The organism is Frigoribacterium sp. PvP054 (assembly GCF_040547465.1).
Classification (GTDB): Bacteria; Actinomycetota; Actinomycetes; order Actinomycetales; family Microbacteriaceae; genus Frigoribacterium.
Genome location: NZ_JBEPPU010000002.1, coordinates 205,213 through 226,935 on the forward strand (window position 1 = coordinate 205,213; position 21,723 = coordinate 226,935).

The following is a 21,723-nucleotide window of genomic DNA, read 5'->3' on the forward strand; positions in this document are numbered from 1 at the left end:
ACGTGCTCGTGCGGGGGTGCCGCGGCGGGGGTACCGGACGATTCTACGGGGCGGCACCGGTGCCCGGGGCCAGCGCGCACCGCTCGTCGGCGCCGTCGGCCCCGTGGTCCGTCAGTCCCTGAAGTAGACGTCCTGCGGCCGGACCAACGCCAGGGTCGGCGCCTCGGGGCCACCCTGGCCGGGGTCGCCCGCACGGCCGTCGACGAGGTCGCCGTGCCCCAACCCGATCAGGGCGAGGCTGCGCATCGACTCGGTCCCGGCGCGGAAGTAGTCGTTGTGGCCGAGAGCCGCGGCGAGGGCGCGTCCCGTCACGGTGTCGGCCCCGCCGCCCAGGTGCAGCACCACCGCCCCGAAGGCCGCGGTCGCCGGGTCGGCGCCGAAGAAGCCGCTGCCGGCCACGGGGTCGAAGCTGCCGGCCGCGGCGTACACGTCGTCGCCGCGCACCGCGAGGCCCCCCGCGTCGGGCACGACGCTGCCGGGCGAGCCCAGCAGCACGAGCGAGTCGACCGAGACCCGTCCCGACGACAGGGCGATCGTCGCCGTCGTCGAGCCGTACGAGTGCGCCATCACCGACACGCGCGGCGCATGGCCCGCACGCGTCGCGTCCAAGCCGGCGAGGGCGTCCTCGAGGTGCGCCGCGCCCCGCTGGGCGAGGCGCAGGTCGTAGAAGTTCGTCAGGTCGGGCGTCTGGTAGCCCATCCACGCCACGACCGCCACGGTCGGCACCGGCCCGGGGCCGTCGCGCCCGAGCAACGTCGCCCAGGTGGCCTGCTCGTCGTGCAGGGCCCCCGCCGTGTTGGTCCAGTCCACGAGCTGGTCCGACACGGTGAAGAGCATGCCCGGGACGAGGACGCTCACGTCGTCGGCGGTGTCGAGGTCGCCGACGGTGACGGCCGCCCGTCCCGGCAGCGCCGTGTCGAGGGCCACCAGGTGCCGGTCGGACGTCCCGGCGAAGGGCACGTCGTGCGTGGCGCCGTCGAGCGTCGCCCGCACCTGCTGCAGCATCGCGAGGCGGCGCGCGTCGTCCGGCTCCTCGACGTCGGAACCGAGGCGTGCCGTGACGGCGACGGTCGCGTAGCGCAAGAACTGGCGGTTGGCGGTGTCGCGAACCGCGTAGGGCACGCCCTCGAGGTTGCCGACGACGCCGGGAGCGGCCTGCGCGAGCAGCGTCCGCCGCCCGTCGTCGAGACCGGCCCACCAGGTCGCCGTGGTCCGGGCCGAGACCTGCCGGCCGACGGCCGCCACGAGCGACGCCGCGTCGTCACCGTCGTCGTCGAGGGACGACGCGTACCGTTCGACCCCGGCCGAGGAGGCGCCGGCCAGCTGGTCGAGGCAGGCCGCGGCCGAGAAGGTGGTCGCCTCGGGCGCCCGGCACCCGTCGGGTTCGGGCTCGGCCGGCGCGTCCCGCACCGGCGCCGGCCCGGGGACGAGCCGCACGGGCGCCTCGACGAGCGCCGCCGACGCGACACGGACGTCCGTCGAGACCGGTGCGGCGGGCACGGTCGGAGCCTCGGCCACCCCGGCGAGGTGCACCGAGGCAGAGAGCATGGCTGCGGCGAGCAACAGCACGTCGGGTCTTCCCCCTCGTCACGTGCCTGTACCCCGGCCCCCTACAGCCCGAGAACGACACGTCCTCACATCTTAGGAAGGAGAAGTGCCCTCTGACCAGGGAAATCACGAATCCGACGAGTCGGCGTCCCCCATCTGGGGGTCAGCCAGAGCAGCCGGGCCCTCCTTAAGGAGGACAGCGAACTGACCCGCGTCGATGATCCGTACCCCGAGTTGTTCGGCTTTCGTCAGCTTCGACCCCGCGCCCGGTCCGGCCGCCACGAAGTCGGTCTTCTTGCTGACGCTGCTCGCGGCCTTGCCGCCGGCCTCGACGATCGCCTCGAGCGCGCCCTCTCGGGTGAAGCCCTCGAGGCTGCCGGTCGCGACGACGGTCACGCCCGAGAGCACGCCGCCGGCGGCCTCGGCCGCACCCGGGCCGGGGTGGCCGGGGGTCGTGAACTGGACCCCCGCCGCCGCCCAGCGGTCGATGATCTCGACGTGCCAGTCGACGTCGAACCAGGCGAGCAGGGCGTCGGCGATGATGCCGCCCACGCCGTCGACCGCCGCGAGGTCGTCCCGCGAGGCGGCCCGCATGGCGTCGATCGAACCGAAGTGGTTCGCGAGCGCCCGGGCGGCCACCGGACCGACGTGCCGGATGCTCAGCCCGACGAGGATGCGCCAGAGCGGGCTGGTCTTCGCCTTCTCGAGGTTGGCGAGCATCTCGATCGCCGTCTTCGAGGGCACCGAGGTCTCGTCGCCCGAGAACTCCGGCGAGGACGGGTCGAAGTCGCCGTCGCGCTTCGCACGCTTCCGGCGGAAGGGCGTCACGAGCTTGGGCCGGCCGTCGGCCTCGAGCTTCTGCATGCCCGTCTCGGCGTCACGCACGACGACGCGCACGGGGATGATGTCGGCCATGGTGAGGCCGAAGAGGCCGGCCTCGGTGCGGAGGGGCGGCGTGGCCGGCTCGACGGGTTGCGTCAGGGCCGCCGCGGCGACCTCGCCCAACCCCTCGACGTCGAGCGAGCCTCGCGAGGCGATGTGTTCGACGCGGCCGCGCACCTGGGCGGGGCAGCTCTCGGCGTTCGGGCAGCGCAGGTCGACGTCGCCCTCTTTCGCGGGCTTCAGCGGAGTGCCGCACTCGGGGCAGTCGGAGGGCATCACGAACTCGCGCTCGGTGCCGTCGCGCAGCTCGATGACCGGGCCGAGGACCTCGGGGATGACGTCGCCGGCCTTCCGCAGCACGACGGTGTCACCGATCAGCACGCCCTTGGCCTTGACCACCTGCTGGTTGTGCAGGGTCGCCTGACGCACCTCGCTGCCGGCGACCTCGACCTTCTCCATCACCGCGAACGGCGTGGCGCGCCCGGTGCGACCGACGCTGACGACGATGTCGAGCAGCGTCGTGTTGACCTCTTCCGGCGGGTACTTGAACGCCGTCGCCCACCGCGGGGCCCGACTCGTGGCCCCGAGTTCTTCGTGCAGGGCCAGGTCGTCGACCTTGACCACGATGCCGTCGATCTGGTGCTCGACGGACGAGCGTCGGACGCCGTAGTCGTGGATGAACGCCTCGACCTCGCCGATCGTGTCGAAGACGCGGTGGTGGGTCGAGATCGGCAGGCCCCACCGGCCCAGCAGGTCGTAGACCTCGGACTGCGAGCGCACCTCGGTGGCGCGCTCGAGCTCGCGCACCGGCCAGGCGCCGATGCCGTGCACGAGCATGCGCAACCGCCGGAGGCGCGCGTGCATCAGGTCACGCTTGGCGGGCGTCTTGCCCTCTTCCTTCTGACGGAGCGAGCCGGCCGCGGCGTTGCGGGGGTTCGCGAAGACGCGTTCGCCTGCCTCGCGCTGCTGCGCGTTGAGCTCGTCGAACTCGCTCACCGGGAAGAAGATCTCACCGCGGACCTCGACCAGCGGCGGGTGGCCCGTGCCCTCGAGCCGCTCGGGGATCGTGCCCATGGCGAGCACGTTGCCGGTGACGTCCTCGCCGACGACGCCGTCGCCGCGGGTGGCGGCCGTGACGAGCACCCCGTCTTCGTAGCGGAGGTTGATCGCCAGGCCGTCGATCTTGAGCTCGGTGAGGAACCGCACGCGTTCGGCCCCCGCGTCGCGCTGCACCTTGCCCGCCCACTCGGCGAGCTCGTCGTCGCTGAACACGTTGTCGAGGCTGAGCATGCGCTCGGCGTGCTCGACCGGTGCGAACTGCGTCGTCTCGGCCCGCCCGCCGACGGTCTGCGTCGGGCTGTCGGGCTTCTGCAGCTCGGGGTGGGTGCGCTCGAGGGCGTCGAGGCGCCGGACGAGGGCGTCGTAGTCCGCGTCGGCGACGGTCGAGCCGTTGCCCTCGTAGTACTGGTCGCGCAGCTCGAGGATTCGGGTGGTCAGCCGTTCGGCCTCGTCGCGGGCCTCGGCCAGGTCGACGGGCACGCCGTCGACCTCGACCGCCGCCTCGGGTGCGCCCTCGGTTCCGGTGTCGCTCATCGTCGGTCGGCTCAGACGGACGCGCCGGCACGAACCGGAGCGGCGGGGACCGGCACGGCCGAGACCGTGCGGTCGATGGTGCACTGGCCGAGCACCCGGGTGCCGACGTAGACGACGGCGGTCTGCCCGGGGGCCACGCCGTTGAGGGGTTCGCGAGGTGTGATCACGAGTTCTTTCCTACCCTCGACCACCGACACCCGCGCGACGGCGGGCACCGGGTCGGCGTGGGCACGGATCTGCACGTCGCAGTCGAACGCCGTCGTGGGATCGGCGGGTGCCCGCCCCGCCCAGGTGTACGAAGCGCCGGCGATCTCGGCGACGTCGAGGGCCTCCTTCGGCCCGACGACGACGGTGTTGTCGACGGGTCGCACCTCGAGCACGAAGCGCGGCTTGCCGTCGTCCGACGGGAACCCGATGTTCAACCCCTTGCGCTGGCCGACGGTGAACGCGTGGGCGCCCTCGTGCGATCCGACGACGGTGCCGCTGCGGTCGAGGATCTCGCCCGTCTCGGCGCCGACGCGCTCGGCCAGCCAGCCCCGGGTGTCGCCGTCCGGGATGAAGCAGATGTCGTGGCTGTCGGGCTTCGACGCCACGCTGAAGCCGCGCTCGGCCGCCTCGGCCCGCACCTCGGCCTTGGACGGCGTCGCCCCGAGGGGGAACATCGAGTGGGCGAGCTGCTCGGCGGTGAGCACGCCCAGCACGTACGACTGGTCCTTGGCCCACGCGGAGGCGCGGTGCAGCTCACGGTGGCCCTGGTCGTCCGTGACGATGGTCGCGTAGTGCCCGGTGCACACCGCGTCGAAGCCGAGCGCGAGGGCCTTCTCGAGCAGTGCCGCGAACTTGATGCGCTCGTTGCAGCGCATGCACGGGTTGGGCGTGCGACCGGCGCTGTACTCGGCGACGAAGTCGTCGACGACGTCGAGCTTGAAGCGCTCGGAGAAGTCCCACACGTAGTACGGGATGCCGATCTTGTTGGCCGCGCGCTGGGCGTCCATCGAGTCCTCGACGGTGCAGCAGCCACGGCTGCCCGTGCGGAGCGTGCCGGGCATCCGGCTGAGGGCCAGGTGGACCCCCACCACGTCGTGGCCGGCCTCGACCGCCCTCGCTGCGGCGACCGCCGAGTCGACGCCACCACTCATCGCTGCCAAGACCTTCATCCGACAAGTGTACGCAGCGGGCCTAGGGTGGCGAGCGACATGTCTTCTTCCTCCCCCGCCTTCAGCATGCGGTCGGTGGCCCTCGCGGCGTTCCTGCCCGCCGCCCTGTTCGCCATCGGCGAGGGCGCGATCATCCCGATCATCCCCGTCGTGGCGAGCGAGCTCGGGGCGTCGTTGCCGTTCGCCGGCTTCGTCGCCGCGCTCATCCTGGTCGGCGAGCTGATCGGCGACATCCCGAGCGGCTGGCTGGTCAGCCGCATCGGCGAGCGCACCGCGATGATCGGCGCCTCGCTGGTCAGCATCGGCGGCCTCGTCACCTGCCTGCTGGCGCCGAACGAGATCGTCCTCGCGGTCGGCGTCCTCGTCATCGGCCTCGCGACGGCCGTGTTCGCCCTGGCGCGGCACGCCTTCATGACGAGCTTCGTCCCGATCGAGATCCGCGCCAGGGCCCTGTCGAGCCTCGGCGGCGTGTTCCGGCTCGGCTACTTCATCGGCCCGTTCCTGTCGGCGGGGGTCATCGAGCTGACGGGGTCGGTCCAGTCGGCCTTCGTCGTCCACATCGTCGGCTGCCTCGGCGCCGCGATCGCCCTGCTGGTGCTGCGCGACCCGTCGGCCGCGTTCGGCGTCCGACCGGGCCGGGGCACCGACGACGGCGCCGAGCTCGTCGCGAAGGAGGCGCAGGGGCTCTTCGGCACCCTCTGGCGTCACCGCGGCGTCCTGGTCAAGCTCGGCAGCGGCGCGGCCCTGATCGGCGCCATGCGGTCCGGTCGCCAGGTGATGCTGCCGCTCTGGGCCGTCAGCATCGGCCTCGGCGCCTCCGAGACCGCGATCATCATCGGCATCGCGGGGGCGGTCGACTTCGCGCTGTTCTACACGAGCGGCCAGATCATGGACCGCTTCGGACGCCTCTGGAGCGCCGTGCCCTGCATGGTCGGGCTGGGCCTGTCGTACCTCGCCCTGTCGGTCACGCACGACCTCGACGCGAACGTCGGCTGGTTCGTCGCGGTGGCGATCCTCATGTCGCTCGCGAACGGGGTCGGCAGCGGCATCCTCATGACGCTCGGCGCCGACCTGGCCGACGAGGGCGACCCCGCCCCCTTCCTCGGCGCCTGGCGGTTCACGGGTGACGCGGGCAGCGCGGCGGCGCCCCTGCTCATCTCGGGCGTGACGGCGCTCGTGTCGATCTCGATCGCCAGCGGGGTGATGGGCGTCCTCGGCCTCGTCGGTGCCGCGATCCTCGTGCGCTACGTGCCGCGGTACTCACCGCACGTCCCCCGCGCGAAGCGCTAGCGCCTCCTCGTCCGTCGTTCCGGCCCGGGGCCGGCGTCGGTACACTCGGTCCTGCCGCGGGAGTGGTGGAATTGGCAGACACGCAGGATTTAGGTTCCTGTGCTTTCGAGCGTGAGGGTTCAAGTCCCTTCTCCCGCACGACCCATCAGAGGGCCCCGGCACGCCGGCGACCACGACCGGAGAACACCCGATGCTGCCCCTCGTCTCCATCCCCTGGCTGAACCCCGAGTACCTGCTCTCGGCCTTCGGCCCCTGGGCCGTCCTCGGCGTCTGCCTGCTCGTGTTCGCCGAGACGGGTCTGCTCGTCGGCTTCCTGTTCCCGGGCGACACGCTGCTGATCATCACGGGCATCCTCGCGGCGACGAACCCCGGTGCCCTCGGCATGCCGATCTGGCTGATCGCGATCCTCATCAGCATCGCCGCGTTCGCCGGTGGCGAGCTCGGCTACCTGATCGGCCACAAGGTCGGGCCCCGCATCTTCGAGCGGAAGCAGAGCGGGCTCTTCAGCGTCGCCAACGTCAACCGCACGAACGCGTTCTTCGAGCGCTTCGGCCCGATGGCGGTCATCATCGCCCGCTTCGTGCCCGTCGTCCGCACCTTCGCCCCGATCATGGCCGGGGTCGGGCACATGAGCTACCGGCGGTACTCGCTCTTCAACGCGGTCGGTGCCGTCGTCTGGGGCATGGGCATCACCCTGGCGGGCTTCGGCATCGGGCACATCCCGCCCGTCGCCGACTTCGTCAGCTCGTACATCGACCTCATCCTGCTCGGTGCCGTCCTGGCGACGGTGATCCCGATCGCGATCCACTACCTCCACGGGGTGCACCAGGCCAAGAAGGCCGAGCAGTCGGGCGAGGTCGAGACGCCGCACGTCTCGTCCGCCCCCCACGACGCCTGACCCTCCCGCCCCGTCGCCGCCCCGTCGACCCGACGCCACGGCCCGCAGGAGGCGCGGGTCGCCTCAGTCCGCGAGCGCGGCCACCCGGGGCGCGATCGCCCGGAACGCCTGCGAACGGTGGCTGACCGCGTTCTTCTCGTCGGTCGTGAGCTCGGCCGCGCTGCGGCGCTCGCCCTCGGGCCGGAACACGGGGTCGTACCCGTGACCGTTCGAGCCGACCCGCGCCTCCAGGATCTCGCCGTGCCATTCGCCGTGCTCGACGTGTTCGTCCCACCCGCTCGCCTCGGGCCGACCGTCGGGGCCCTCGGCGCCGGCGGGCGGGGGCACGACGAGGGCCGCGACGCACGAGAACCAGGCCGACCGGTCGTCGGCCCCGTCGAGTTCGGCGAGCAGCTTGTCGATGTTGTCGTCCGCGTCGCGCGTGCCGGCGTAACGGGCCGAGTGGATGCCCGGGGCCCCGCCGAGGGCCGCCGCCGAGATGCCGCTGTCGTCCGCCAGCGCCGGCAGGCCCGTGTGCCGTGCGGCCGCGCGGGCCTTGATCAGCGCGTTGGCCGCGAACGTCTCGCCGTCCTCGACCGGCTCGGGGCCGTCGTAGGCGACGAGCTCGACGCCCGGGGCCGTCTCGGCGAGCAGCAGCCGCAGCTCGGCGACCTTGCCCTGGTTGTGCGTCGCGATGACGACCCGGGTCATCGGCCGAGGGCCTCGCGCTGGAAGCGGCTCAGGTCGACGGCACCGGCCACGGCGAGGTCGAGCAGCGAGTCGAGCTCACGGCGGTCGAACGGCGCCCCCTCGGCGGTGCCCTGCACCTCGACGAACGAGCCGCTGCCGGTGACGACGACGTTCATGTCGGTCTCGGCACGGACGTCCTCGACGTAGGCCAGGTCGAGCATCGGCTCGCCGTCGATGATGCCGACCGACACGGCCGAGACGCTGTCGGTCAGCGGCGTGGCCTTCTGCCCCACGAACTTCTTCTCGCGACCCCACTCGATCGCCTGGGCCAGGGCGACGTAGGCACCCGTGATGGCGGCGGTGCGGGTCCCGCCGTCGGCCTGCAGGACGTCGCAGTCGAGCACGATCGTGTTCTCGCCGAGGGCCTTCGTGTCGACCACGGCCCGCAGGCTGCGCCCGATCAGGCGCGAGATCTCGTGCGTGCGACCGCCGATCTTGCCCTTGACGCTCTCACGGTCGTTGCGCGAGTTCGTGGCCCGGGGCAGCATCGCGTACTCGGCCGTGACCCAGCCCTTGCCCTTGCCGGTCAGCCAGCGGGGCACGCCGTTCGTGAACGAGGCGGTGCAGAGCACCTTCGTGCCGCCGAACGTGATGAGGGCGCTGCCCTCGGCGTGGGCGCTCCAGCCCGTCTCGATGATGACGGGTCGCAGGTCGGTGGTGCTGCGCCCGTCGGCGCGGACGGTCGTGCTCGTGGTGTCGGTCATGGTGCCTTCTCTCGGCGGTGGGGGGCGATGGGCGGACGGGTCGACGACCCCGAGGGGCCGAGGAGGCGCGGGTCAGGTCCGTTCGGCGGGGCGGAGGCCCGTGGGCAGCTCGATGGCGCCCGTCTCGAGGTGGCCGACGCGCGAGACCTCGGGCCCCAGGAAGCGACGGGCAAGGCGCAGGAACGACTTCTCGTCGGGTCCCGTGGCCTCGAACTCGTGGTGCGGGGCGCCGCGGTCGGTCCGCTCGAGCCCGTGCTGGACGAGCGTCCGGTAGACGTCGGCCGCGGTCTCCTCGGCGCTGGACACGAGCCGCACGTCGGGCCCCACGACGTACTGCACCGCGGCCGACATGAGCGGGTAGTGGGTGCAGCCGAGGACCAGCGTGTCGATGCCGGCCTCGCGGAGCGGCGCGAGGTACCCCTCGGCGACGGCCCGCAGCTCGGGGCTCGACGTGTCGCCCGCCTCGACGAACTCGACGAAGCGCGGGCAGGCCCGGGTGAACAGCTCGAGACCCGCCGCCGCCGCGAAGGCGTCCTCGTAGGCGCGCGAGTTGATGGTGCCCTCGGTGCCGATGACACCGATGCGGCCGTTGCGCGTCTGCTGGACCGCCGCGCGCACGGCCGGCTGGATCACCTCGACGACGGGGATGCCCGCGCCGATCGTGTACCGCTCGCGGGCGTCGCGCAACACCGCGGACGAGGCCGTGTTGCAGGCGATGACCAGCAGCTTGACGCCCTGCGCGACGAGGTCGTCCATGACGGCGAGCGCGTACTCGCGGACGAGGGCGATGGGCTTCGGCCCGTAGGGCGAGTGGGCGGTGTCGCCCACGTAGCGGATCGACTCGTGGGGCAGCTGGTCGATGATCGCCCGCGACACGGTGAGACCGCCGACGCCGCTGTCGAAGACTCCGATGGGTGCGTCCGTCACGACCACGAAGCCTACCCGTCGCGAGCCGCGACCCCCGGGACGATCCGGCGAGCCTAGGCTGCAGGGGTGACCAGCGCACTGTTGACCGACCGGTACGAGCTCACCATGGTGGAGGCCGCCCTCAAGGCGGGGACGGCCCACCGCGACAGCGTGTTCGAGGTGTTCGCCCGACGCCTGCCCGAGGGGCGGCGCTACGGCATCGTCGCGGGCACCGGGCGGTTCCTCGAGCTGCTCGCCGACTTCCGGTTCGGCGACGACGAGCTGCGGTGGCTCCGCGAGGCCGGCGTCGTCGACCGGACCACGGCGGACTGGCTGGCCGACTACCGGTTCTCGGGCGACATCTGGGGTTACGCCGAGGGCGAGGTCTACCTGCCCGGCTCGCCGCTGCTCGTCATCGAGTCGACCTTCGCCGAGGCGGTCCTGCTCGAGACCCTGGCGCTCAGCGTCTTCAACTACGACTCGGCGGTGGCCAGCGCCGCCGCCCGCATGGTGTCCGCCGCCGACGGCCGCCCCCTCGCGGAGATGGGTTCGCGCCGGACGGGCGAGCGCAGCGCCGTCGCGGCCGCCCGCGCCGCCTACATCGCCGGATTCGGCGCGACGAGCAACCTCGAGGCCGGCCGTTCGTGGGGCGTGCCCACCATGGGCACCGCCGCGCACGCCTTCACGCTGTTGCACGACAGCGAGGAGGCCGCCTTCCGCGCCCAGGTCGACACCCTCGGCCCCGGCACGACGTTGCTCGTCGACACCTACGACGTCCCCGAGGCCGTGGCCACCGCCGTCCGGGTCGCCGGCCCCGGGCTCGGGGCCGTGCGCATCGACAGCGGCGACCTGCCGTCGCTCGTGGCCCAGGTCCGTGCGCAGCTCGACGACCTCGGTGCGACCGGGGCGAAGATCACGGTCACGAACGACCTCGACGAGTACACGATCGCCGCCCTGCGGGCCGCCCCGGTCGACTCCTTCGGCGTCGGGACCTCGGTCGTCTCCGGCTCGGGGCACCCGGCCGCGGGCATGGTGTTCAAGCTCGTGGCCCGTCGGGGCGACGACGGCGCCTGGGTCTCGGTGGCCAAGAAATCGGCCGACAAGGCCACGATCGGCGGCCGCAAGTCACCGGTCCGGGTGGTCGTCGACGGGGTCGCCACGCGAGAGCTCATCCGCGTCGGCTCGGACGGGCACGCGGCCGGGGAGCGCCCGCTGCACGTCCCGCTCGTGACGGCGGGCGAGATCGACGCCCGGCACACGGGCGCCGAGGGCGTGGCCAGGGCGCGCCTCCACCGGGCCGCGGCTGTGGCCGAACTGCCCGACCAGGCGCTGCGGCTCGGTCGCGGCGAGCCGGTCGTGCCGACCGTCTACGCGTGACGCCCGGCCCGGGTCACTCCGAGGTCATCTTCTCGTAGATCTCTTTGCAGGTCGGGCACACCGGGAACTTCTCGGGGTCGCGGCCCGGGGTCCACTTCTTGCCGCAGAGCGCCTTGACCGGCTTGCCGCTCAGCGCGGACTCCATGATCTTGTCCTTCTTGACGTAGTGCGAGAAGCGCTCGTGGTCGCCGGGGTCGATCGCCTCGTCGTTCAGGAGCTTCTCGAGCTCGCGGTCCAGGACGTCGAGGCCGCCGCCCGTCTGCGTGTCAGTCATGCCGACATCGTACGTCGACCTCGGGTCAGCTGCGCAGGGCGAACGCCAGCAGCTCGGGGGCCCGGCGCGAGAACACGCGGGCACCCAGGGCGACCCCCGCGACCAGGACCACGACCCCCACGCCGACGCCCGACACGAGGGCCCAGGTGCCGCCGGAGGGGTACCCCGTGATGAGCCCACGCCCCGCGAACCACAGGGCCGGGGCGGTCGCCAGCACGGCCCCGCCGATCATCACGCTCTGGGCCCAGGCCGCGGTCGCGCCGTTCGACTGGGGCTGCTGGAAGGGGTCGTCGTGCGGTCGGACCGTGGCGTAGGGCAGGAGGGCCGAGACGACGCTCGACAGCCCGAGGCCGCTGAGCAGGAACCCGGCGCTCACGCCGAGTTCGGACGGCAGCGCCTGCCAGTCGCCGAACAACCAGGTGGCGACCACCGACCCGAGGGCGACCAGCGGCACCCCGATCAGCAGAGGAGGCGCCAGTCGCCCCACGCGGTCGGCCAGACCACGCGTGTCGGAGGCCACGTGCATCCACAGCGCGGTGCTGTCGTAGGCCACGTCGTTGTGCGGCAGGAAGCCGAGGATCAGGCACATGATCGGCACCGGGACGAGTGCCAGCCAGTTCCAGCTCACGCCGGCGATGCCCAGCGGGACGACGAGCAGCGGCAGGAACGGGATGATGACGAGCGACATGCGGTACCGCGCGTCGCGCATCCAGTAGGTGAGGCTGCGGCCCGCGACGGCCCCGGTCGGCGACGCGCGGACGTACTCGAACCAGCCGAGCCCGTCGCCCTCGTCGACCTCTTCCGGCTCGGGTCGGTCGACGAACGCGCGCGCCACGAGCGCCCGCCACGCGTACCAGAGGGCCGCCACCGTGATCGCGGCGATGACGACGTCGGACGCGACACGGCCCGTCTCGCCGGCGGCGACGTGACCGGGCAGGGCGAGGGCGGCGCCGAACGGCGTCCAGGCGAGCGCGTCCGCGACGACGCCCGTGCCCGAGCGGCCGGGCAGCGACAGCCGGACGAGGTCGACGATCACGGGGACGGCCAGCAGGACCACGAGGACGGCCCCGACGAGGGCGAGCTCACGCCCGCGCCGAGAGGTGAGGACGACGCTGTTGAGCGTCGACGCCACGAGGGCCAGCAGCAGGGCCGTGAGCCCGGCGACCAGGGCGGCGAACACGGCGACGGCCGCGACGCCCGATCCCTCGGCCCAGGCCCGGACGTACCCCGTCGAGAGCACGAGCAGGGCGAGCGTGGGCAGGCCGACGAGCGAACCGAGGGCCAGCCCCACGGACGCGCGCCCTTCGGGGACGCCCAGGACGGCGAGCCGGCGGGGATCGCTCCAGGCGGGACGCACGGTCGCGAAGGGGACGACGGCGAAGCCCACCAGCAACAGGGCGCCGCCTCCCACCACCACGGCACGGACGTCGTCGAGCGGGGCGTCGCGCAGCCCGCTGACGAGGCTCGCGACGGCGATGGTGACGACCAGGACGGCGAGGACCGAGCCGACCGCGATCGTGAGGCGGCGGGGCCCGAAGCGGACCGTGTTGCCGATCGTCTGCAGCCTCAGTCGGAGAAGTTCTGCAACCATTCCATGCCCTCCGTGACCGCGCGCCCGCCGGCGAGCTCGACGAACCGCTGTTCGAGGGAGCGCCCGGCGCGGACCTCGTCGACCGTGCCGCTGGCGAGGACGTGCCCGTCGACGATCACCGCGACGCTGTCGCAGATGCGCTCGACGAGGTCCATGCTGTGGCTCGACAGCAGCACGGTGCCGCCTCCGGCCACGTAGCGCTGCAGGACGTCGGTGACCGTGGCGGCCGAGACGGGGTCGACCGACTCGAACGGTTCGTCGAGCACGAGGACCCTCGGCGAGTGGATGATGGCGGCCGCCAGCGCGATCTTCTTGGTCATGCCGACCGAGTAGTCGCTCACGAGGCGCCCCAGGGCGTCGTGCAGGCCGAAGGCCGTGGCCAGGTCGGACGACCGCTTGCGCGCCGTCACGCCGTCCAGGCCGCGGAGGGTCGCGGAGTAGTAGAGCAGCTGGGCCCCGGTCAGGCGGTCGAACAGTCGCAGACGGTCGGGCAGGACGCCGAGCGACCGCTTCGCCGCCGCCGGGTCGCGCCACACGTCGGCACCCAGGACGGTGACCGTGCCGGCGTCGGGTCGGAGCAGACCCGTGACGATCGAGAGGGTCGTCGTCTTGCCGGCGCCGTTCGGTCCGACGATGCCGTAGAACGAGCCGGCCCGCACCTCGAGGTCGACGTTCTCGACGGCGACGGTGCCGCCGTAGCGCTTCATGAGGCCGGAGATCGCCAGCACGACCGGCGCCTCGGCGTCGACCTCGCGCGCGCTCCGCCCGGCGACCGACGTGGGGACGGCGGTCTCGGCGTCGTCGGACGACACCTCGGCCTCGCCGGTCGCGACGACGCCGGTCGCGTCGTCGTCGTCGGTCGCGCCGTCGCCGGCCCCACCGACCTCGGGGGCCTCGGCGGCCCGGTCGTCGTCGGTCAGGGCGTCCTCGAGGGCCGCCGCGGACGCCTCCTCGGCGTTCAGGGCGTCGCCGAAGTAGTCGTCGGCGGAGACCGGAACGACGACGGTGCCGTCGGTCGTGACGCCCGCGTCGGCGAGCTCGACGACCAGTTCCTCCTCGGCGGCCCTGGCGGCCGCCTCGGCCCGGGCCCGGGCGTTCGCCGCCCGGGTGGCCGCGGCCTTCTTGGCTGCGGCGGACCGGTCGGCCGCGGTGCGCTGGGAGGGCTTGCGGGGCGTCGCGGGCTTGCGGGGGGACGTGGGCTTGCGGGCCGCCGGGGCCTTCGCCGGAGCGGCCGCCGCCGTCGGAGGCGTGCCCTCCCCGGTCGTCACGGTCGCCTCGCCTGCCACGTCCCCCGCGGTCGTCGCGTCGTCGTCCACTGTGTTCTCCCCCTGGTCGGCGGTGCCCACCGCTCGGACCGTGTCGTCACCCGCCGTCGAGTCGGGGGCGTCGTCACCCACGTCGTCCTCGCGCCGTCCAGCCATCGCCCCACCGTACCAAGGCCTCGACACGCCTCGGACGACGGGAGTCGCATATCACGAAACGGACACGCTTCGGGCGCCTTCCCTGGCCGCCGGAGGCCTCGTCGGGTAGTCTGCGAGAGCACGACGACGTGTCCAGATCGATGCTCCGCGGTGAACGCCGCTCGAACACGAGGCGAATCGCACCCAGAGACGGGTCCGGTCCGCACCGCCGGGGCCGCCGCAGAGCCCGTCCCGCACGAGCTCGCCCCTTGTGAGGAGACCCCCGTGAGCAAGAACGACACGAACCACCGCCAGCAGATCGTCATCCTGGCCGCCGGGCTCGGCAGCCGTCTCGGCCGCTCGCTGCCGAAGGCGCTGACCGAACTGAACGACGGCCGCACCATCATGCAGCAGCAGTTCGACAACATCCGCGAGGCCTTCGGCCCCGACGCCCGGGTCACCGTCGTGGTCGGCTACAAGTTCGAGCACATCGTCGAGGCCTTCCCGTCGGCGTCGTTCGTCTACAACGAGATGTACGACCAGACCAACACCTCGAAGAGCCTGCTCCGCGCCCTCCGGGCCAGCGCCTCCGGGGGGGTCCTCTGGATGAACGGCGACGTCGTCTTCGACCCGACCGCCCTCACCCGCGCGGCTCGCCTGGTGCGCGACGACCAGTCGTTCGTCACGGTCAACACGTCCAAGGTGTCCGACGAAGAGGTCAAGTACACGACCGACGCCGAGGGCTACATCGCCGAACTCTCCAAGCAGGTCAAGGGCGGCCTCGGCGAGGCCGTCGGCATCAACTACGTATCGAAGGCCGACAAGGCCACCCTCGTCCACCACCTGTCCAAGGTCGACAACCAGGACTACTTCGAACGCGGCATCGAACTGGCCATCGGTCAGGACGGGCTACGCTTTGAGCCCGTGGACATCTCCGACCTCTACGCCGTCGAGGTCGACTTCGCCGAAGACCTCGAGCGCGCGAACCTGTTCGTCTGAACCGGGCCGTCATCGACGGTCGCGCGGTCGGGCCTGATGTCCTGACCGTGAAGGACGTCCGTGAGCACTGACCTGGCCGAACGGCCCCGTCGCAGCGGTGCCGCCCGATACCGTCAGACGCTCTGGCTGCTGACGAGTCGCGACCTCAAGGTCCGCTACTCGACGTCGAAGCTCGGCTACGTCTGGTCGATCCTCGATCCGCTCGTCATGTCGGGCATCTACTTCTTCGTCTTCTCGGTCGTCTTCAAGCGCTCGGTCGGTGACGAGCCCTACATCGTCTTCCTGCTGTCGGGCCTCCTGCCCTGGATGTGGTTCAACGGTGCCGTGTCGGACAGCACGCGGGCCTTCATCCGCGAGGCCAAGCTCGTGCGGTCGACGAAGATCCCGCGCACGATCTGGGTCTTCCGGTTGGTCGGGTCCAAGGGCATCGAGTTCGCCCTCAGCCTGCCCGTCCTGGCCGTCTTCGCGATCGCCGGCGGAGCCCACCTGCACTGGCAGGTCGTGTTCTTCCCCCTGGCCATGGTCATGCAGACGCTGCTCGTCGCCGGAGTCGGGCTCGTCGTCGCCCCGCTCGTCGTGTTCTTCCGCGACCTCGAGCGCGCCACCAAGCTCGCGCTCCGCTTCACGTTCTACGCCTCCCCCGTCATCTACGGCACCCAGGACCTCCCCGACGACCTGCACCTGCTGGCGGCGTTCAACCCCCTCAGCGGCATCTTCGGCCTGTACCGGTCGGCGTTCTTCCCCGAGCAGTTCGACCTCACCGAGGTCCTCGTCGGCGGAGGCGTGTGCCTCGTGGTCCTGGCCGTCGGGCTGCTGGTCTTCCGCGCGAGCGAGCGCGCCGTGCTGAAGGAGATCTGATGACCCCCACCGTGCAGGGCCCCGTCATCCGGGTCGACGGCGTCGGCATCCGGTTCCGCCGCAACCGCCGCGGACGCCGGTCGTTCAAGGACCTCTTCGCCGACAGCGGTCGCCGTTCGCGTCCCGGCGAGTTCTGGGCCCTGCGCGACGTGAGCTTCGAGGTCCACCCGGGCGAGGCCATCGGCGTGGTGGGGCGCAACGGCCAGGGCAAGTCCACGCTCCTCAAGCTGGTGGCCGAGGTGATCCTGCCCGACACGGGCAGCGTGGTGGTCTCGGGTGGCGTCGCACCCCTGATCGAGATCACGGGTGGCTTCGTCGCCGACCTGACGGTCCGCGAGAACGTCTACCTGACGGCCGGCCTGCACGGCATGCACCGCACCGAGATCGACGAACGCTTCGACGAGATCATCGAGTTCGCCGAGATCGCCGACTTCGTCGACACGCCCTACAAACACCTCTCCAGCGGCATGAAGGTCCGCATCGCCTTCGCCGTCATCTCCCGACTCGAAGAACCCGTCGTCCTCGTCGACGAGGTGCTGGCGGTCGGCGACAAGGCGTTCCGCGAGAAGTGCTACGCCCGGATCGGCGAGATGCTGGCCGACGGTCGCACGCTCTTCCTGGTCTCGCACAACGAACGCGACCTGAGGCGTTTCTGCCGCCGGGGCCTGTACCTCGACGGAGGGCGGCTGGCCTTCGACGGGCCGCTCGACGAGGCGCTCGCCCGATACGCCTCCGACCACCCTCCCCGGCCCTCGGCGTAGGGTCGACGGGTGCCCTTCCGTCGTCACCCCCAGAGCCCCGACCACGACCGCGAACCCTCCCCGTCGGGCAGCGCGCTGACCCCGCGCGACGAGGACGCGTCGCCCGAGTACCACTACGAGACCACCTCGACGCCCGAGCGGTCGGACGACGCCGCGTGGGTCCGACGCCTCGACAAGCTCCTCGCCGTCCAGCGACCGGTCGTCGTCAAGCACGTCGCCATGCTGCGCCGTCGCCACAAGAAGGCCACGCCGCAGAAGCTGATCGCCGTCCTCGAGCGCGAGTACCTCGCTGCCGTGACCACGGGCGGCGCGGCCGTCGGGGCCAGCGCGGTCATCCCCGGTGTCGGCTGGGGCGTCTCGCTCGCCCTGTCCGGCGTCGAGACCGCCGGCTTCCTCGAGGCGAGCGCCCTCTTCGCCCAGTCGGTGACCGAGGTCCACGGCATCGCCGTCTCGGACCCCGACCGGGCGCGTGCGCTGGTCATGGCCATGCTGCTCGGAGGCCCGGGGGCCAGCCTGGTCCGCCAGTTCGCCGGCGAGGCCATGGGCACCGCCCCGGCCCGCACCGCGTTCTGGGGCGAATTGGTGACGGACAAGCTCCCCAAGGCGGCCATGAGCGGCCTGACCGACACCATCCGCAAGCAGTTCGTGAGGCGGTTCGCCGCTTCCCAGGGCGCCTCCGTCCTCGGCCGGGCCATCCCGTTCGGCATCGGAGCGGTCGTGGGCGGCACGGGCAACCACCTGCTCGGACGCAAGGTGGTCACGACCGCCCGGACGGCCTTCGGCGCGCCCCCCGCCGAGTTCCCCGAGACGCTGACGTCCTGAACGGCTGAACGGCTGAACGGCCGAACGACCGGGCGGCTGCGCGAGGCGCCGGCCGGCCGGGGCAGGGTGCATGGACGCCTCGTCCCCGATCACCCGCCGTCCACAGGGCCGCGGGACGGGCAGCGGTGGCCGCACCTATCGTCGGGCCCATGACCACGACGACCCCCGCCTACACCGTCCCGTTCACCCTCGACCGCCGTCGTGCCCCCCGGGTGTACCGACTCGTCAACGACTCCCCCGAGACCGTCTCCGGCGTCCGCGTCACCCTCGTGGGCACGGGGCTCCTGGTCCCGGTGGCGACCACCCGCCTCGATCCGGGCGCGTCGGTCGACCTCTGCGTGCTCGGCGTCGAACTCGCCCGCAGCGCGATCGCCGTCGTCCGGTGGTTCCGCCCCGACGGCACCGAGTACCTCTGGCGGTTCAGCTTCTGAGCAGCCGGCCGATCGCCGCGACCCCGTCAGCTCGAGCGGCGGGCCCGCCGCTCGGCCACGTAGTCGGCGGCCGTGAAAGCCTCGACCAGGGGCGGCAGGTGTTCGACGCCGAGACCGCCGACGAGCGTCGCCGGGTCGACCCCGAGCACCACGGCCAGCCGCACGATCGTGTGCAGCACGGGGTTGCCGATGCCCCGCTCGATCTTGCCGTAGTTCGAGACGTTCATCCCGGCCAGGTGTGCGACCTCGTCCTGGCTCAGCCCGAGTCGGAGGCGCTGGTCACGGATGCGCTCACCGAAGAGTCGTGCGGCGGCTGACGTCGGTTCAGGCATGCCTCATGGATACGCGGCTCAGCGTCTGAGATCCAGAGTCCACGGCACCGGGACATCGATGCCCTGTGCACGAATGCCTCGACGCGTGCTCGCCTGGACGGCTGGTGCCACCGGCTCAGAGGTCGGCCACCTCCGGGTCGCCGGCCTCGGGGTCCGCGCCTCCCGTCGCTCCGGCCGCGCGACGCTCGTCCGCCGCGGGGTGACGGGCGGCGTACTCGTCACGCAGTCGGACGAGGTCGCCCACCGCAGTCTCGAAGCGCCGCGTGGCGGCACCGGGCGACGTGTCACCGAAGTGGTGCCGGACCCAGTGGTCGAGACGGCCCCGCGCCTCCGGGTCGCCCACGACCCGGTCGACGAGCCCGACGATGTCACCGGCCCCTTCGGCCGTCAGCCACTCGGCGTCGCCGAGGTAGCCCGACTCGTCGACGTCGGCCTCGGCCGCCACCGGTCTCGTCACGACGAGCGGTCGCCCCGTCGCGAGCCGGTCGTAGACCATCGCCGAGATGTCGGTCACGGCGACGTCGGCCGACGCCAGTTGCCAGCCCAGCTCGGGCCCCGTGTCGTGGACGTGGTGCGCGGCCGGATCACGGGTGTTCGCCTCGGCGATGGCGCGGATGACGGCCTCGTGTGCTCGCTTGTAGTCGGCGTCGAGCACGCCGCTGCGCGGATGGGCCCGGTAGACGACCCGGTGACGCCCGGTGGCGAGGAGCGCCTCGACGAGGGCGAGCCCGTGCGTGGCGATCGACCCGTAGGCGGCCGCGGGCCGATCGCCCTCCCAGGTCGGGGCGTAGAGCACGACGAGGCGGTCGTCGTCCGGGTACGGCACGTCCCCGGCGAAGTGGTCGGCCTGGGGCCGGCCGACGGGCAGGGCACGCTTGTCGAGGTCGTAGTCCCAGAGCTTGGCCGCCAGACGGCCCCGGGCGGCGTCACCGGCGACGAAGGCGTAGTCGTACGCCTTGAACTGGTTGGTCGTCATGTACATCTTGTCGCTCTCGCCGTGGTTGACGAAGACGTGCCACATGCGGCCGTACCGCATCATCTGGAAGTTCTTGGCGTTCTGGTTGACGTACAACGTGAGCGCGAGGGGCTGGGCCGCGACGAAGTCCTCGAGGTCGGCCACCTTGCGGGCGTAGACGAGCGGCACCGGGCACTCGTCGAGCATCGTCACCATCGTGCCGGGCGAGCGGACGACCACGGCGACGGGGTACGTCTCGGCCAGGTGGGCCAACGGCGCGTACCACTGCCTGATCTGGTACATGTTGACGGTCGTGTCGGCGAAGTAGACCGCCACCCGGACGGTGCCCGGTTCCGGGGTCCGAGCGGCCCTGGGGTCGCGCTCGAGTCGGCGGCGGCTGCTCCGCGAGCGGACGGCTCGGCGGGCGAGGCTCCAGGCGAGCCCCAGGTCACGGGTCAGCGGCACACGGACTCCTCGGATCTGGTCCGTCACCCCGATCGGCGCCGGACCCCGGAAAGCCTAGAGGACCGGAGGTCGGCCGGCCCCGGACATCCTCAGGACCGTTACCCAACCGATGGACCGTCGACCCCCCGGTGCCTCGCGCCAGCCCTCGACCCACCCGGAGAACCACGGACGCAGGCGGGCGGGCGTCCGCGCCCATCGCAGCACCTGGACCGCCGTCCACGACCCGACGTACACGGGCACCAGCGGCCAGGGCAGGTTGCGCTTGGCCAGCCAGACGCGGTTGCGGGCGTTGAGACGGTAGTACTCGGCGTGCCGGGTCGGGTCGACGGCCGGGTGGTTCGCCACGAGGGAACCCTCGTACCGGACACGGCGGCCCTGGGCCCACACCCGCCAGGCCAGCTCGATGCCCTCGTGCGCGTAGAAGTACGGTTCGCCCCACCCGGCGCAGGCGTCGAAGACGTCCCGCGGCAGCAGCGTCGCTCCTTCCCACACCGAGAAGACGTCGCTCGACCGACGGGGGTCTCCCTTGCGCAACCGTGGCGTCCAGCGACGGGGGTTGGCGGCGCCGTCGGGGTCCACCACGCGAGGTTGCAGCAGGCCGATCTCGGGTCGGGCCCGCATGACCGCGACGGCATCGGCGAGGAACCGCTCGGAGGGCAGGCCGGCGTCGTCGTCGAGGAAGAAGATCCAGTCGCCCGAGACCGTCTCGGCGCCGCGGTTCCGACCGGCGGGGATGCCCACGTTCTCGTCGAGCTCGAGCAGGCGGACGCCGGCGGGCACCTCGACGGGCGGGGTCGCCTCGTCACGCCCGTTGACGACGCAGACGACGTCGAGCTCGACGTCGCGTTGGGCCAGCAGCGACGCGAGTCCGCGACGCAGGTCGTCGGGCCGGCGCCCCTGCGTCAGGCTGACGACGCCGACGCGAGCCACGCCCTCGCTCAGGAGCGCACCCGCTTCGAGGCCATGATCGCGACGAAGTGACCGACGAGCGCCAGCACCGACAAGGGCAGCAGGGCGACGAGCAGCACCCGGTCGGCGGTGGCCCCGCCGACCACGAGGCCGACGATCGCGGCGGCGAAGACCAGCATGGTCAGTTCGACCGAGTGGTACAGCCGATGGAACGGCACGAACCTCGCGGCGCTGCGCAGTCGGGACAGGAGGCGCCCGCTCGGTTGCGTCGCGCCTCCTCGTTTGTCTTCGAGCCGGTCGAGACCGGCGTTGGCACGCGCGACGTGGACCATGTCGTTGAGGGCCTTGTTCAGCACGATGACGAGGGCGAGGGCGAAGCCGGCGGTCGTCCAGGCGAAGTCGGCCGGGGTCTCGAACGGGAAGCCGGCGGCCCGGATGCCCAGGACGATCGGGATGAGGGCCTCGGTCGAGTAGTGGCCGACCTTGTCGAGGAACACCCCGGCGGGCGAACTCGTGCCCCGCCACCGGGCGACCTCGCCGTCGCAGCAGTCGACGAGCATCTGCAGCTGGCCGAGGACGAGTGCGAGCAGGGCGCCCGTGATGCCCGGCACGAGGAGCGACAGGGCCGTGCACCAACCGACCAGGATCATCAGCCCGGTGACGCCGTTCGCCGAGACGCTCGTCTTGAGCAGCCACCAGGTCAGGTAGGGCGAGACGTCGCGCAGGTACAACGACGCCGTCCAGTGCTCGGCGTTTGCCCGGCTGCGGACCTCGGGGGGCTGGGCGACGCGTCGCAACTCGGCGATCGAGCTCGGTCTCGTGGGCAGCGCGGTCATCGGCGG

21 protein-coding genes and 1 tRNA gene are annotated in these 21,723 nt (G+C 72.3%); 9 read left to right on the plus strand and 13 right to left on the minus strand.

Annotation, left to right across the window (positions count from 1 at the left end; genetic code table 11):
• Positions 1–111: 111 nt before the first annotated feature.
• From ABID81_RS03780 to mnmA, 3 genes are all read right to left on the minus strand, one after another.
• Complete coding sequence (locus tag ABID81_RS03780; protein ID WP_354593491.1) at positions 112–1,569, minus strand: alpha/beta hydrolase; 1,458 nt, start codon at positions 1,567–1,569, stop codon at positions 112–114.
• A 105-nt stretch (positions 1,570–1,674) separates the two neighbouring features.
• Positions 1,675–4,023 (minus strand): NAD-dependent DNA ligase LigA, encoded by a 2,349-nt coding sequence (gene ligA, locus ABID81_RS03785; RefSeq protein ID WP_354593492.1) that lies wholly within the window; start codon positions 4,021–4,023, stop codon positions 1,675–1,677.
• An 11-nt stretch (positions 4,024–4,034) separates the two neighbouring features.
• Positions 4,035–5,180, minus strand: coding sequence for a tRNA 2-thiouridine(34) synthase MnmA (gene mnmA / locus ABID81_RS03790; protein ID WP_354593493.1), 1,146 nt, complete (start codon positions 5,178–5,180; stop codon positions 4,035–4,037).
• Positions 5,181–5,219: 39 nt separating this feature from the next.
• Here mnmA and ABID81_RS03795 point away from each other — a divergent pair, with 39 nt between their 5' ends.
• The 3 genes from ABID81_RS03795 to ABID81_RS03805 all read left to right on the plus strand — a co-directional run bounded on the left by ABID81_RS03795 (position 5,220) and on the right by ABID81_RS03805 (position 7,368).
• Positions 5,220–6,470, plus strand: coding sequence for an MFS transporter (locus ABID81_RS03795; protein WP_354593494.1), 1,251 nt, complete (start codon positions 5,220–5,222; stop codon positions 6,468–6,470).
• Positions 6,471–6,526: 56 nt separating this feature from the next.
• Positions 6,527–6,608, plus strand: a tRNA-Leu gene (locus tag ABID81_RS03800).
• Between the two features lie 52 nt (positions 6,609–6,660).
• Positions 6,661–7,368 (plus strand): DedA family protein, encoded by a 708-nt coding sequence (locus tag ABID81_RS03805; protein WP_354593495.1) that lies wholly within the window; start codon positions 6,661–6,663, stop codon positions 7,366–7,368.
• A gap of 63 nt (positions 7,369–7,431) precedes the next feature.
• On the opposite strand, the gene ABID81_RS03810 is transcribed toward ABID81_RS03805, so the two are convergent.
• The 3 genes from ABID81_RS03810 to murI form a co-directional block, all read right to left on the minus strand.
• A complete protein-coding gene (locus ABID81_RS03810; protein WP_354593496.1) occupies positions 7,432–8,058 on the minus strand; it encodes a non-canonical purine NTP pyrophosphatase in 627 nt (208 codons plus the stop codon).
• A complete protein-coding gene (gene rph, locus ABID81_RS03815; RefSeq protein ID WP_354593497.1) occupies positions 8,055–8,801 on the minus strand; it encodes a ribonuclease PH in 747 nt (248 codons plus the stop codon). Before rph ends, ABID81_RS03810 begins: the two co-directional genes overlap by 4 nt.
• A gap of 72 nt (positions 8,802–8,873) precedes the next feature.
• Complete coding sequence (gene murI, locus ABID81_RS03820; RefSeq protein ID WP_354593498.1) at positions 8,874–9,728, minus strand: glutamate racemase; 855 nt, start codon at positions 9,726–9,728, stop codon at positions 8,874–8,876.
• A 105-nt stretch (positions 9,729–9,833) separates the two neighbouring features.
• On the opposite strand from murI, the gene ABID81_RS03825 reads away from it, so the two are divergent.
• Complete coding sequence (locus ABID81_RS03825; protein ID WP_502915178.1) at positions 9,834–11,084, plus strand: nicotinate phosphoribosyltransferase; 1,251 nt, start codon at positions 9,834–9,836, stop codon at positions 11,082–11,084.
• A 13-nt stretch (positions 11,085–11,097) separates the two neighbouring features.
• Here the strand turns inward: ABID81_RS03825 and ABID81_RS03830 are convergent, their stop codons facing one another.
• Genes ABID81_RS03830 through ABID81_RS03840 form a run of 3 tightly spaced genes read right to left on the minus strand, consistent with a single transcriptional unit; the run spans position 11,098 to position 14,370 of the window.
• Complete coding sequence (locus ABID81_RS03830; protein ID WP_056262309.1) at positions 11,098–11,358, minus strand: DUF3039 domain-containing protein; 261 nt, start codon at positions 11,356–11,358, stop codon at positions 11,098–11,100.
• Between the two features lie 25 nt (positions 11,359–11,383).
• The gene (locus ABID81_RS03835) at positions 11,384–12,949 is read right to left on the minus strand and encodes an ABC transporter permease (RefSeq protein ID WP_354593500.1); all 1,566 of its coding nucleotides are present in this window, start codon (positions 12,947–12,949) and stop codon (positions 11,384–11,386) included.
• Positions 12,925–14,370, minus strand: coding sequence for an ABC transporter ATP-binding protein (locus ABID81_RS03840; RefSeq protein ID WP_354593501.1), 1,446 nt, complete (start codon positions 14,368–14,370; stop codon positions 12,925–12,927). The genes ABID81_RS03835 and ABID81_RS03840 overlap by 25 nt, the downstream gene beginning before the upstream one ends.
• 264 nt (positions 14,371–14,634) lie before the next feature.
• On the opposite strand from ABID81_RS03840, the gene ABID81_RS03845 reads away from it, so the two are divergent.
• The 5 genes from ABID81_RS03845 to ABID81_RS03865 all read left to right on the plus strand — a co-directional run bounded on the left by ABID81_RS03845 (position 14,635) and on the right by ABID81_RS03865 (position 18,220).
• The gene (locus ABID81_RS03845) at positions 14,635–15,348 is read left to right on the plus strand and encodes a phosphocholine cytidylyltransferase family protein (protein WP_354593502.1); all 714 of its coding nucleotides are present in this window, start codon (positions 14,635–14,637) and stop codon (positions 15,346–15,348) included.
• A gap of 60 nt (positions 15,349–15,408) precedes the next feature.
• On the plus strand, positions 15,409–16,206 hold the full coding sequence (locus ABID81_RS03850; RefSeq protein ID WP_354593503.1) for an ABC transporter permease: 798 nt from the start codon (positions 15,409–15,411) through the stop codon (positions 16,204–16,206).
• Positions 16,206–16,967, plus strand: coding sequence for an ABC transporter ATP-binding protein (locus ABID81_RS03855; protein WP_354593504.1), 762 nt, complete (start codon positions 16,206–16,208; stop codon positions 16,965–16,967). Before ABID81_RS03850 ends, ABID81_RS03855 begins: the two co-directional genes overlap by 1 nt.
• Positions 16,968–16,976: 9 nt before the next feature.
• Positions 16,977–17,789 (plus strand): hypothetical protein, encoded by an 813-nt coding sequence (locus ABID81_RS03860; protein ID WP_354593505.1) that lies wholly within the window; start codon positions 16,977–16,979, stop codon positions 17,787–17,789.
• 149 nt (positions 17,790–17,938) lie between these two features.
• The gene (locus ABID81_RS03865) at positions 17,939–18,220 is read left to right on the plus strand and encodes a PilZ domain-containing protein (protein WP_354593506.1); all 282 of its coding nucleotides are present in this window, start codon (positions 17,939–17,941) and stop codon (positions 18,218–18,220) included.
• A 26-nt stretch (positions 18,221–18,246) separates the two neighbouring features.
• Here ABID81_RS03865 and ABID81_RS03870 read toward each other — a convergent pair whose 3' ends face one another.
• The 4 genes from ABID81_RS03870 to ABID81_RS03885 form a co-directional block, all read right to left on the minus strand.
• Positions 18,247–18,552 (minus strand): helix-turn-helix domain-containing protein, encoded by a 306-nt coding sequence (locus ABID81_RS03870; RefSeq protein WP_354593507.1) that lies wholly within the window; start codon positions 18,550–18,552, stop codon positions 18,247–18,249.
• A 115-nt stretch (positions 18,553–18,667) separates the two neighbouring features.
• On the minus strand, positions 18,668–19,972 hold the full coding sequence (locus tag ABID81_RS03875; RefSeq protein ID WP_354593508.1) for a CDP-glycerol glycerophosphotransferase family protein: 1,305 nt from the start codon (positions 19,970–19,972) through the stop codon (positions 18,668–18,670).
• A gap of 54 nt (positions 19,973–20,026) precedes the next feature.
• Positions 20,027–20,902 carry a glycosyltransferase family 2 protein gene (locus ABID81_RS03880; protein ID WP_502915171.1) on the minus strand — a complete coding sequence of 292 codons (876 nt, stop codon included), beginning with the start codon at positions 20,900–20,902 and terminating at the stop codon, positions 20,027–20,029.
• An 8-nt stretch (positions 20,903–20,910) separates the two neighbouring features.
• Positions 20,911–21,717 carry a CDP-alcohol phosphatidyltransferase family protein gene (locus ABID81_RS03885; RefSeq protein ID WP_354593509.1) on the minus strand — a complete coding sequence of 269 codons (807 nt, stop codon included), beginning with the start codon at positions 21,715–21,717 and terminating at the stop codon, positions 20,911–20,913.
• Between the last annotated feature and the right edge of the window lie 6 nt (positions 21,718–21,723).